Origin of the sequence: Fructilactobacillus frigidiflavus (genome assembly GCF_044054575.1) — a bacterium.
Taxonomy (GTDB): Bacteria; Bacillota; Bacilli; order Lactobacillales; family Lactobacillaceae; genus Fructilactobacillus; species Fructilactobacillus frigidiflavus.
Genome location: NZ_CP168716.1, coordinates 102,771 through 115,723, shown reverse-complemented (window position 1 = coordinate 115,723; position 12,953 = coordinate 102,771). Strand labels below are relative to the sequence as shown.

Sequence of the window (12,953 nt, the reverse complement as noted above, 5' to 3'; positions counted from 1 at the left end):
AAAAATAGCTTTTTTAGCAAATTGTAATCAAACTGTAACATTTCTTTTTGAAGGAATTATTTAAGGAGGGTTAACAACTTGGCAGAAAACGTTAAAGAAAGAAACCAAAAAGATGCAATGGCTGGAAACGTTGTTAAGTATGGTAAGCACAGAACCCGTAGAAGTTATGCCAGAATCAAAAAAGTTTTGGATCTTCCTAACTTGATTGAAGTGCAATCTAACTCATACAACTGGTTCTTAGACGAAGGTCTTCGCGAAATGTTCAGAGACATTATGCCAATTGACGACTTCCAAGGAAAATTATCATTGGATTTCGTTGATTACCAATTGTTGGAACCTAAATACACCGTTGCTGAAGCCAGAGCTCACGAAGTTAACTACTCAGCTCCACTTCACGTTACGCTTAAATTGACGAACCACGAAACTGGTGAAATCAAGACTCAAGACGTATTCTTCGGTGATTTACCATTAATGACTGATCAAGGAACTTTCATTATTAATGGAGCAGAACGAGTAATTGTATCTCAATTGGTGCGTTCTCCAGGTGCATACTACCACAAAGAATTAGATAAAAATGGTCGCGAAATGTTCAGTGCTACAGTTATTCCTAACCGTGGTGCTTGGATGGAATTTGCAACTGATGCCAAAAATGTATCATACATTCGAATTGATAGAACTAGAAAGTTACCAATTACTGAATTAGTTCGTGCTTTAGGATTTGGTTCTGATGATGAAATCTTTGAAATCTTTGGTAAGACTAATGATAGCCTTAACTTAACCATTGAAAAAGATGTTCACAAAGATTCTGGGGACACTCGTACTGAAGAAGCGTTGAAAGATATTTACGAACGTTTGCGTCCCGGTGAACCTAAGACAGCCGAATCATCACGTAATCTTTTAACCACTAGATTCTTTGATCCACAACGTTATGATATGGCACCAGTTGGTCGTTACAAGACTAACGAAAAACTTAGCTTAAAGAACCGTTTGATGGGTCTTTACTTAGCTGAAACGTTAGCTGATCCTGAAACTGGTGAAATTATTGCTAAGAAGGGTGATTTGATTGATAAAGCAGTTATGAAGACTTTAGCTCCATACTTGGACAACAAAGATTTTAAAGCTTACACATTCAATCCAGCTCCCGAAGCAGTGGTTACTGACCCAGTAACGGTTCAAATTATTAAAGTATATTCAAACAAAGACCCTGAAAAAGTGGTTCCCGTAGTTGGAAACGACAATATCAGCCTTGACTACAAACACATTACTCCAGCTGACATGTTGGCTGAAGTGAACTACTTCTTTGATTTACAAGAAGGAATTGGTTCCGTAGATGATATTGATCACTTGAGTAACCGTCGAGTACGTTCAGTTGGTGAATTATTACAAAACCAATTCAGAATTGGTTTATCACGGATGGAACGAGTTGTTCGTGAAAGAATGTCAATTCAAGATGCTGCCACTGTTACTCCACAACAATTAATTAATATTCGTCCTGTGGTTGCTTCAGTGAAAGAATTCTTTGGTTCATCACAACTTTCACAATTCATGGATCAAACTAACCCATTGGGAGAATTAACCCACAAACGTCGTCTATCTGCCCTTGGACCTGGTGGTATCACTCGGGACCGTGCCGGATATGAAGTTCGTGATGTTAACTACACCCACTATGGTCGTGTTTGTCCCATTGAAACTCCCGAAGGTCCTAACATTGGTTTGATTAACTCATTCTCTGGTTACGCTCGCGTAAACAAGTATGGATTTATTGAATCACCTTATCGTCGGGTGGACTGGGGTACTCACAAGGTTACTGACAAGATTGATTACTTAACTGCCAGTGATGAAGATAAATATGTGATTGCGCAAGCTAATACACCACTTAATGACGATGGTTCATTCCGTGAAACCCACGTTATGGCTCGTGATAAAGCTGAATATGTTGAAGCAGACATTAACAACGTTGATTACATGGACGTTTCTCCTCTTCAAGTTGTTTCAGTTGCCACTGCATGTATTCCTTTCTTGGAAAATGATGATAGTAACCGGGCCTTGATGGGATCAAACATGCAACGTCAAGCGGTTCCACTGATTAATCCACATGCGCCACTAGTTGGTACTGGAATGGAATACAAAACTGCTCATGATTCTGGAGTTGCTAAGATTGCAAAATATCCTGGTACTGTCGAATATGTTGATGCTGACGTGGTTAAGATTCGTCGTGATAACGGAACGTTAGACACTTACGAATTAACTAAATTTATGCGTTCAAACAATGGGATGAACTATAACCAAACTCCAATTGTGAAGACTGGTGACCACGTTGATGCTGATGAAATTATCGCTGATGGTCCTGCCATGGAAAATGGTGAATTAGCCTTGGGTCAAAATCCAACGGTTGCTTTCATGACTTGGCAAGGTTATAACTTCGAAGATGCCATTGGAATTAGTGAAAAATTAGTTAAAGAAGATGCTTATACTTCAATTCACATTGAAGAATACGAATCAGAAACTCGTGATACTAAACTTGGACCTGAAGAAATGACTCGTGAAATCCCTAACGTTGGTGAAGATGCACTTAAGGATCTTGACGAAGAAGGAATTGTCCGTGTTGGGGCTGAAGTTCATGATGGTGACATTCTAGTTGGTAAAGTTACTCCTAAAGGGGTTACTGAATTATCTTCTGAAGAACGTTTGCTACATGCAATCTTTGGTGAAAAATCACGTGAAGTTCGAGATACATCACTTCGAGTTCCTCATGGTGCTGATGGGGTTGTGCAAGACGTTAAAGTTTTCTCAAGAGAAAACGGTGACGAATTACAACCTGGTGTAAACAAGATGGTTCGAGTTTACATTGCCCAAAAACGGAAACTTCAAGTCGGTGATAAAATGGCCGGTAAGCATGGTAACAAGGGTACGGTTTCAATCGTAATTCCTGAAGAAGATATGCCTTACCTACCAGATGGTACTCCAATTGATATCTTGCTAAGTCCCATGGGTGTGCCTTCACGGATGAACATTGGTCAAGTATTGGAAATGCATTTAGGAATGGCTGCTAAGAAACTTGGTATTCACGTTGCAACTCCAGTATTTGATGGTGCTACTTCAGATGACGTTTGGGCTGCTGTTAAAGAAGCCGGAATGGCAAGTGACGGTAAGTCAGTTGTTTACGATGGTCGGACCGGTGAACCTTTTGATAAACGAATCGCAGTCGGAGTCATGGGTTACCTTAAACTTAACCATATGTCAGAAGATAAGATTCATGCTCGTTCAATTGGACCTTACTCACTTGTTACCCAACAACCACTTGGTGGTAAAGCACAATTCGGGGGACAACGTTTTGGTGAAATGGAAGTTTGGGCCCTTGAAGCATATGGTGCTGCTCATACCCTCCAAGAAATCTTGACTTACAAGTCAGATGATGTGGTTGGCCGGGTTAAGACTTATGAAGCCATTGTGAAGGGTGAACCAATTCCTAAACCAGGTGTTCCTGAATCATTCCGAGTATTAGTTAAAGAACTACAAGCCCTTGGTCTTGATATGAAGGTCCTTGGTGCTGATCACCAACCAATCGACTTACGTGACATGGACGATGACGACGATGTTGTGAACGTCAATGCCCTTAATAAGATTGCACAAGAACAAGATGCTAAAAAAGAAGCTGAAAAGAAAGAAGCTGCTACTAAAGCTGCTGATGATGCTTCAACTGATGAACAAGACAATAATTAATAAAGGAGGGGACGCCAATGGTTGATGTTAACAAATTCAAAAGTATGCAAGTTGGGCTTGCATCTCCTGAAACAATTCGTAGTTGGTCATACGGGGAAGTAACCAAACCCGAAACCATTAACTACCGAACTCTAAAACCAGAAAAAGACGGTTTATTCGATGAAAGAATTTTTGGACCTACTAAAGACTGGAAATGTGCCTGTGGTAAGTACAAAGGAATTCGTTATAAAGGAATTGTCTGTGACCGCTGTGGAGTTGAAGTTACCCGTTCTAAAGTTCGTCGTGAACGAATGGGTCACATTGAATTAGCTGCACCAGTTACGCATATCTGGTACTACAAAGGAATTCCAAGTCGAATGGGATTAGTTCTAGACATGAGCCCTCGTGCCTTAGAAGAAATCATTTACTTTGCTTCATATGTAGTTGTTGATCCTGGTAATACACCACTTGAAAAGAAACAACTACTAACTGAACAAGAATACCGTGATAAAAAACGTGAATACGGAAACCGTTTTGATGCTCAAATCGGAGCTGAAGGAATTCGTGCTTTACTTGACAGTGTTGATGTTGAAAAAGAAGTTACTGAATTAAAAGCCGAACTTAAAAAAGCTACTGGTCAAAAGCGGACCCGTGCAATTCGTCGTTTGGATATCTTAGAAGCCTTCCTTACATCTGGCAACAACTTGTCATGGATGGTAATGGATACAATTCCAGTTATGCCACCTGACTTACGTCCAATGGTTCAACTTGAAGGTGGCCGTTTTGCCACTTCTGATTTGAATGATTTATACCGTCGAGTAATTAACCGTAATAACCGGTTGAAACGTTTATTAGATTTACACGCTCCTGGGATCATCGTGCAAAATGAAAAGAGAATGTTACAAGAAGCCGTTGATGCTTTGATTGATAATGGTCGTCGTGGTCGTCCGGTTGCAGGACCTGGTAACCGTCCATTGAAATCACTTTCTCACTTGCTTAAAGGTAAGCAAGGTCGTTTCCGTCAAAACTTGCTTGGTAAACGGGTTGATTATTCAGGACGTTCAGTTATTGATGTTGGTCCATGGTTGAAACTTAGCCAAATGGGTCTTCCTGTCTCAATGGCCCTTGAATTGTTCAAACCATTTATTATGCATGAATTGGTTAAACGTGGCTTAGCTTCAAACGTGAAGAATGCTAAACGTGAAATTGAACGTAAAGATGACGTTGTTTTCGATGTCCTTCCTTACGTAATCAAAGAACATCCCGTTCTTTTGAACCGTGCTCCTACTTTGCATCGACTTGGAATCCAAGCCTTTGAACCAGTATTGGTGAGCGGTAAATCAATGCGTTTGCACCCATTAGTTTGTGCTGCTTACAATGCCGATTTTGATGGTGACCAAATGGCCATTCACGTTCCTTTATCTGATGAAGCTCAAGCTGAATCAAGATTGTTAATGGCTGCTGCTGGTCATATCTTGGCTCCAAAAGATGGAAAACCAGTTGTGGCTCCATCACAAGATATGGTTATCGGTAACTATTACCTAACGATGGAAGAACCTGGTCGTGAAGGTGAAGGGATGATTTTCAACACTCCTGAAGAAGTTGAAGTTGCTTACCGTGATGGTTTAGTGCATTGGCACAGTCGAATTGGGATTCCTGCGTCAGCTTTCCCAGAAAAACCATTTACTGATGACCAAAAAGATAAGATCATGGTTACTTCAGTTGGTAAAGTAATCTTTAACGGAATTTTACCAAAAGCCTTTGTGTACTTGAATGAACCTACAGCAACGAACCTTAATGGATTTATTCCTGATAGTTACTTCTTAAAACCAGGGGAAAATATTCACGAACATATCGCTAATACCGAACCCGTTAAACCATTTAAGAAGAGTTTCTTATCAGACATCATTGCTGAAGTTTACAACCAATACAAGGTTACTGAAACTTCAGAATTACTTGATCGAATTAAAGATTTAGGTAATGATGAATCAACTAAATCTGGTTTGACTGTGGGAATGGCAGATATTACTGAACTTAAAGATAAGCCAGAAATTGTTGCTGAAGGTCATAAAAAAGTTGAAACCATTACTAAACAATTCCGTCGTGGTTTGATCACTGATCAAGAACGTTACGAACGAATTGTTAATGTTTGGAATGAAGCTCGTGATAAGACCCAAGATGCCTTAATGCAAAACTTTGATCCAGAAAACCCAATCTTTATGATGAGTGATTCTGGAGCTCGTGGTAACATCTCAAACTTTACGCAACTTGCTGGTATGCGTGGATTGATGGCTTCTCCTGATGGTAAGATTATGGAACTTCCAATCACATCAAACTTCCGTGAAGGAATGTCTGTTTTGGAAATGTTCATTTCTACCCATGGTGCTCGTAAAGGGATGACCGATACGGCCTTGAAGACTGCCAACTCAGGTTACTTAACTCGTCGACTTGTTGATGTGGCTCAAGATGTTATCATTCGTGAAAAGGACTGTCATACTGATCGTGGATTAGTGGTCCGTGCGATTAAAGAAGGTAACGAAATGATTGAACCACTTTACGATCGAATTCTTGGTAGAAATGCCATGAAGACCGTTAAGGATCCAGAAACTGGTGAAGTGATTGTTGGTAAAAACGAAATGATCGATGATAAGAAAGCCCAACAAATTGTTGATGCTGGAATTGATTCAGTTGAAATTCGTTCAGCCTTTACTTGTAATACTGCTCACGGGGTTTGTGAAATGTGTTACGGTCAAAACTTAGCTACTGGGGACAACGTTGAAGTTGGTGAAGCAGTTGGTACTGTTGCTGCTCAATCAATTGGTGAACCTGGTACGCAATTAACCCTTCGGACTTTCCATACCGGTGGGGTTGCAAGTAATACCGATATTACCCAAGGGCTTCCCCGGGTTCAAGAAATTTTTGAAGCTCGTAATCCTAAAGGTAAATCAACCATCTCTGAAGTTACTGGAGTAGTTGAATTAATCGAAGAAGATCCAGCTGAAGGTGTTAAGGAAATTACCATTCAAGGTAAAGCTGACACTAGAAAGTACAAGGTTCCATTGACTGCGCGGATGCGAGTTGCCGAAGGTGACACTGTTCGCCGTGGTGATGCGCTTAACGAAGGTTCAATTGATCCTAAGGAACTTCTTAAGATTCGGGATACTTTATCAACTGAAACTTACCTATTAACTGCGGTGCAAGAAGTTTACCGTCGTCAAGGGGTTGAAGTTAATGATAAGCATGCTGAAATCATGGTTAGACAAATGCTTCGTAAAGTTCGGGTGATGGATCCAGGTGATACTGACATCTTGCCAGGTACCTTGATTGATATCGATGACTTTAAAGAACGAAATGCAGATGCAGTTATGACTGGTAAAGTACCAGCTACTGCTCGTCCAGTCTTGCTTGGAATTACAAAAGCTGCCCTTGAAACTAACAGTTTCTTGTCAGCTGCTTCCTTCCAAGAAACTACTCGAGTACTTACTGATGCTGCAATCCGTGGTAAAGTTGATCCATTAATCGGACTTAAAGAAAATGTTATTATTGGTAAGCTTCTTCCTGCTGGTACTGGTGTTCATGAATATGAAGACATTGAACCAGAAGAAGTTGGTAAACCAGCTGGCGAAAGTGTGGTCGCTGGTTCTGATAAAACAACTGACTCAGATGCTGATAACGCAACTAAATAATTAATCTGTAACTTTAAAAAACGTCAACGAATTAAAAAGATTCGTTGACGTTTTTTTGATATAATTTAATAAAATTTATAATTTTTAAAGGAGAGCGACAATGAGAATGGGGTTTAAAATTTGGAGTGTGGTAACTATTTTAGAAGTTATCACTTATGGTTTATTATCAGTCATGATTTTTATGCGAAGCGTAGATGGAGCAGGGGTAGCCCAAACACCACGTATCAAAATGGTAACCTGGTATCTTTTAAGTGGATTTTATGCGTTCTTTTTTGTAATCCAGCTAATTTGGTTCTTAGTTATGAAAGTTATTAACAAAAAATAAGCTAACAAAAAGCAGTCAAATCGCGCGATTTGACTGCTTTTTCATTAGTTAGCAAAAGTTACTTGATGATTATCCAATGAGGCAATTTGCGCTAAGGATAAAACGTTGAAGCCTTGATCACGTAAATATTGTCCACCTGGTTGGAAAGCTTTTTCAATTACGATGCCAATTCCAGCAACTTTAGCATTAGCAGCTTCAGCAATTTTAATTAAGCCCTTCGTTGCTTCACCGTTTGCTAAAAAGTCATCAATAATTAGAACATTATCTTTACTAGTTAAAAATTGCTTTTCAATGTAAATTTGGTTCGTCGTTTGTTTCGTGTAAGAATAAACTTCGGCACTATACACGTCGTTTTTCACAACTAATGATTTACTTTTACGGGCAAAAACTACGGGAATTTTCATTGCTAAACCAGTCATTACGGCTGGAGCAATTCCTGAAGCCTCCACGGTTAAAATTTTAGTAATGCCTAAATCTTTAAAGTAATCGGCAAAACTTTCTCCGATTTGGTACATTAATTCGGGATCAATTTGATGATTTAAAAATGAATTTACTTTTAAAATGTTACCTGGTAAAACCGTACCTTGTTCGTTAATCGCTTTTTTTAATGCTTCCATAATAAATTCCTTCCGTCCTTATAGTTCAGAATTCTGGTTCTGAGTAGAAACGACTGACCAATTTCAGTCATATATAAGCCTTTCACTTGCTTATATTGTAACTGGAATGCTTTCGATAAACAATATGACAATCAAACTATTAGTTAGAAAGGGGAGGAAAGGAACCAGTTTAGTTTTTTTAATAATGCAGTAAAAAAGCGCCGCTAAAGCAGCTAGTAAAATCGTATGCACGATTAGTGTAAACGGACAAGCAACTAAGAGACAGAAAATTACATCCAAGTCACCGTTTCCCATCCAATTCAGTTTTTGATTAATTAAAAGTAAACCTAGGTAAGTGATAAAAATACAGATTAGCCACCAAAGTTCGAATTTAGAATGCCAAATCGCTAAACTAAAAATGATGATTAACCACCAGGAATTAAAGCGGAAAGTAAATAAATCAAACAAGCTGATAATTTCTAGACACAGCAATAACCCCGATAATGCTAGGGGAATTGAATTAAACAAGGTAAAGAGGAGTCCCGTACTAACTTCATAAATTAATAAATAACTAGGGATTTTCACATGGCACCGCAAACACCTTCCACGCAAGCCAATAAAACTAATGATGGGAATTAATTCAAACCAGTCTAAGATTCGCTGACATTGGGGACACTGCGAGCGGGCCCAAACAAAGTTGCTTTTTGTAATCAGGCGTTCGACTAACAATGGTAAAAATGATCCGATGACACTTCCGTAAACAAATAAAATAGATTTCATGTTTTCACCTCGCTAAAAAATACGTAAAAGTTGGTTGACGTGTTTGACTGAACATGTTATTCTAGTCAATGTGCTTAAACTGTTAAGCGATTTTTTTATTCCAAAAAATGGTTCACCTGGATGTGTGGACTTAAAAAACAAATTTAAGAAAGGAGGACTTTTTAGATGCCTACAATTAATCAATTAGTTAGAAAAGGTCGTAAATCTAGAAGTTCTAAATCAAAATCCCCAGCTCTTGGCTTCGGATACAACAGTTACAAGAAGAAACAAACTAACAATGCTTCACCTCAAAAACGTGGAGTTGCAACCCGTGTGGGTACTATGACTCCTAAAAAGCCTAACTCTGCCTTACGTAAGTATGCGCGTGTTCGTCTTTCAAACTTGCTTGAAGTTACTGCTTACATTCCTGGAATTGGTCATAACTTACAAGAACATAGTGTTGTTTTAATCCGTGGTGGTCGTGTAAAAGATTTACCTGGGGTTAGATATCATGTTATCCGTGGTGCCTTAGATACTGCCGGTGTTCAAGATCGTCGTCAAAGTCGTTCTAAATACGGTACTAAGAAACCTAAAGCTAAGAAAAAATAATATAATATTTAATTAAAGGAGGACTTTTAGATGCCTAGAAAAGGAAAAGTTCAAGAACGTGAAATCCTTCCAGATCCAATCTACAATTCAAAGTTGGTTTCAAAATTAATCAATCACTTGATGTTAGATGGTAAGAGAGGTACTGCATCAGAAATCTTATACGATGCATTTGACCAAATTAAAGATACTACTGGTAACGATCCAGTTGAAGTATTCGAAGAAGCAATGAAAAACATCATGCCGGTCCTTGAAGTTAAGGCTCGTCGTGTTGGTGGTTCTAACTACCAAGTTCCAATCGAAGTTCGTCCTGCAAGAAGAACTACTTTAGGTTTACGTTGGTTAGTTAACTACTCACGTCTTCGTGGTGAACACACCATGAGTGACCGTCTTGCTAAAGAAATTATTGATGCATCAAACAACACTGGTGCAGCTGTTAAGAAACGTGAAGATACACACAAAATGGCAGAAGCTAACCGTGCTTTCGCTCATTATCGTTGGTAATCTTCTGATTGCTTAATTGCAATTAAAGGGTGGCTAAGAAATTGGCCACTTTTTTAGAACTATTGAATTTTAAAAGGAGTTAATAATGGCTAACAAACGTGAATTCCCGTTAGACAAAACACGTAACATTGGGATTGTTGCCCATATCGATGCTGGTAAAACAACAACTACTGAACGTGTGCTTTACTATACTGGTAAAGTTCATAAGATTGGTGAAACCCATGATGGTGCTTCACAAATGGACTGGATGGAAGAAGAAAAAGAACGTGGTATCACCATTACATCAGCTGCTACTACAGCTGAATGGAAAGGTTACCGTGTTAACATTATCGATACTCCAGGACACGTTGATTTTACTGTTGAAGTTGAACGTTCACTTCGAGTACTTGATGGAGCAGTTGCTGTTCTTGATGGACAAGCTGGGGTTGAACCACAAACTGAAACAGTTTGGCGTCAATCATCAGACTTCAATGTTCCTAGAATCGTTTTCATCAACAAGATGGATAAATTAGGTGCTGACTTTGATTTCTCTGTTAAATCAATGCACGACCGTTTAGGTGCTAACGCAGTTCCTGTTCAAGTTCCAGTTGGTGCTGAAAATGATTTCATGGGTGTAATTGACCTTGTTGAAATGAAAGCTTACATCTATGATGAAGACAAAGAAGGATCAAACTGGGATACAGTTGAAATTCCAGATGATTACAAAGAAAAGGCTCAAGAAGCTCACGATAACTTAATCGAAGCAGTTGCCGATTTAAACGATGACATCATGGACAAATTCCTTAATGGTGAAGAAATCACTAAAGAAGAATTAAAAGCTGCCATTCGTCAAGCAACGATTAACCTTGAAATGTACCCAGTATTTGCTGGTTCAGCATTTAAAAACAAGGGTGTTCAAATGATGATGGATGGGGTTGTTGATTACCTTCCATCACCACTTGATGTTCGTCCTTACCAAGCAATCGATCCTGAAACTGATGAAGAAGTTCCAGTTAAACCTGATGACAAAGCACCATTTGCTGCTTTAGCATTCAAGGTTGCCACTGATCCTTTCGTTGGTCGTTTAACATTTATCCGTGTTTACCGTGGTTCACTTGAATCTGGTTCATACATCTTAAATGCTACTAAAGACAAACGTGAACGTGTTGGTCGTTTAGTTCAAATGCATTCAAATACTCGTCAAGAAATTCCTGAAGTATTCTCTGGTGATATTGCTGGTGCCATTGGTTTGAAGAACACTACTACTGGTGATTCTTTAACTGATATTGATCACCCATTACACCTTGAATCAATGGACTTCCCAGAACCAGTTATTGAAGTTGCCGTTGAACCTAAGACTAAGGCTGACCAAAACAAGATGAACACTGCTCTTCAAAAACTTTCTGAAGAAGATCCTACTTTCCGTGCTCAAACTAACCCAGAAACGGGTCAAACTATTATGGCCGGAATGGGTGAACTTCATCTTGATATCTTAATTGAACGTATGAAACGTGAATTTAACGTTGATGCTACAATTGGTGAACCACAAGTTGCTTACCGTGAAGCATTTACTAAACAAGTTGAAGCTCAAGGTAAATTTGTTCGTCAATCTGGTGGTAAAGGTCAATATGGGGATGTTTGGATTGAATTCACTCCTGGTGAAGAAGGTTCAGGTTTCCAATTTGAAAATGCTATCGTTGGTGGGGTTGTTCCTCGTGAATTTATCCCTTCAGTAGAACAAGGTCTTAAAGAATCAATGGAAAATGGTGTTCTTGCCGGATTCCCATTGATTGATGTTAAAGCTAAGTTATACGATGGTAGTTACCATGATGTCGATTCTAGTGAAGCTGCCTTTAAGATTGCTGCTTCAATCGCATTGAAGAATGCTGCTAAGAAAGCTGCTCCTGTTATTTTGGAACCAATCATGAAAGTTGATATTCGTGTTCCAGAAGAATACATGGGAGACGTTATGGGCCAAGTTACTGCTCGTCGTGGTAACGTTGAAGGTATGGAAGCACAAGATAATGCACAAAACATCCATGCTATGGTTCCTCTTTCAGAAATGTTTGGTTACGCAACTGACTTACGTTCTGCAACTCAAGGTCGTGGAACTTTCGTAATGTCATTTGATCACTACACTGCTGTTCCTAAGAGTATCCAAGAAGATATTATTAAGAAAAATGGTGGAGAAGCTTAATTGCTTTTCAAACATTAAATAAAAAAGTTTTGTTAATTAAATTTAACAAAGCTTTTTTTGTTTTATGGCCCAAAACCCTTGCAACACAAGTGAATTACATGTATGATATAATAGTGTCATATATACGAGGGCAAATTGTGCTCTAAAACTGATACAGTAAGCGATGATGTAAAAGATTGCGGCACACCCGGCCGCTTTGCCATGGCAAGGTATGTCCGGTAACTTTTACGGAGTTAGTCTTAAAAGAAAATAGACGAGGGAGGGAAAAACATGGCAAAAGAAAAAATCCGTATCCGCTTGAAAGCATACGAACACCGTAGCTTAGATCAAGCTGCTGATAAGATTGTTGCTACTGCACAAAGAACTGGTGCCACTATTTCAGGCCCAATTCCATTGCCAACTGAAAGAACTATTTATACAGTTTTGGCATCACCATTCAAGTACAGCAAAGCACAAGAACAATTTGAAATGTTAACACACAAACGTTTAATTGATATTTTGAATCCAACACCAAAAACTGTTGATTCATTAATGAAGTTAGACTTACCAAGTGGTGTTGATATCGAGATTAAATTATAATATTACACAACATTGGAGGT

General features: G+C 38.9%; 9 protein-coding genes and 1 riboswitch. Of the genes, 7 read left to right on the top strand and 2 right to left on the bottom strand.

Annotated elements, in window-relative coordinates; all coding sequences use genetic code 11:
* The first annotated feature begins 117 nt into the window (after positions 1-117).
* The 3 genes from ACEPSS_RS00720 to ACEPSS_RS00710 all read left to right on the top strand — a co-directional run bounded on the left by ACEPSS_RS00720 (position 118) and on the right by ACEPSS_RS00710 (position 7,713).
* The gene (locus ACEPSS_RS00720; RefSeq protein ID WP_395320435.1) at positions 118-3,723 is read left to right on the top strand and encodes a DNA-directed RNA polymerase subunit beta; all 3,606 of its coding nucleotides are present in this window, start codon (positions 118-120) and stop codon (positions 3,721-3,723) included.
* Between the two features lie 17 nt (positions 3,724-3,740).
* On the top strand, positions 3,741-7,388 hold the full coding sequence (gene rpoC / locus ACEPSS_RS00715) for a DNA-directed RNA polymerase subunit beta' (protein WP_395319283.1): 3,648 nt from the start codon (positions 3,741-3,743) through the stop codon (positions 7,386-7,388).
* A 100-nt stretch (positions 7,389-7,488) separates the two neighbouring features.
* Positions 7,489-7,713 carry a DUF3923 family protein gene (locus ACEPSS_RS00710; RefSeq protein WP_395319281.1) on the top strand — a complete coding sequence of 75 codons (225 nt, stop codon included), beginning with the start codon at positions 7,489-7,491 and terminating at the stop codon, positions 7,711-7,713.
* Between the two features lie 44 nt (positions 7,714-7,757).
* On the opposite strand, the gene ACEPSS_RS00705 is transcribed toward ACEPSS_RS00710, so the two are convergent.
* Both ACEPSS_RS00705 and ACEPSS_RS00700 read right to left on the bottom strand, forming a co-directional pair.
* A complete protein-coding gene (locus tag ACEPSS_RS00705; protein WP_395319279.1) occupies positions 7,758-8,330 on the bottom strand; it encodes a xanthine phosphoribosyltransferase in 573 nt (190 codons plus the stop codon).
* Position 8,331: 1 nt separating this feature from the next.
* Positions 8,332-8,427: riboswitch (purine riboswitch) on the bottom strand.
* Entirely contained in the window at positions 8,421-9,089 is a 669-nt protein-coding gene (locus ACEPSS_RS00700) for a prepilin peptidase (protein ID WP_395319277.1), read from the bottom strand. It overlaps the preceding riboswitch by 7 nt.
* A gap of 165 nt (positions 9,090-9,254) precedes the next feature.
* Between ACEPSS_RS00700 and rpsL the strand changes: the two genes are divergently transcribed.
* From rpsL to rpsJ, 4 genes are all read left to right on the top strand, one after another.
* A complete protein-coding gene (gene rpsL / locus ACEPSS_RS00695) occupies positions 9,255-9,677 on the top strand; it encodes a 30S ribosomal protein S12 (RefSeq protein ID WP_395319275.1) in 423 nt (140 codons plus the stop codon).
* Positions 9,678-9,707: 30 nt separating this feature from the next.
* Positions 9,708-10,178 (top strand): 30S ribosomal protein S7, encoded by a 471-nt coding sequence (gene rpsG, locus ACEPSS_RS00690; RefSeq protein WP_014082381.1) that lies wholly within the window; start codon positions 9,708-9,710, stop codon positions 10,176-10,178.
* A gap of 85 nt (positions 10,179-10,263) precedes the next feature.
* A complete protein-coding gene (fusA, locus tag ACEPSS_RS00685) occupies positions 10,264-12,354 on the top strand; it encodes an elongation factor G (protein WP_395319273.1) in 2,091 nt (696 codons plus the stop codon).
* A 270-nt stretch (positions 12,355-12,624) separates the two neighbouring features.
* On the top strand, positions 12,625-12,933 hold the full coding sequence (gene rpsJ / locus ACEPSS_RS00680) for a 30S ribosomal protein S10 (protein ID WP_041817923.1): 309 nt from the start codon (positions 12,625-12,627) through the stop codon (positions 12,931-12,933).
* The last annotated feature ends 20 nt before the right edge of the window (positions 12,934-12,953 follow it).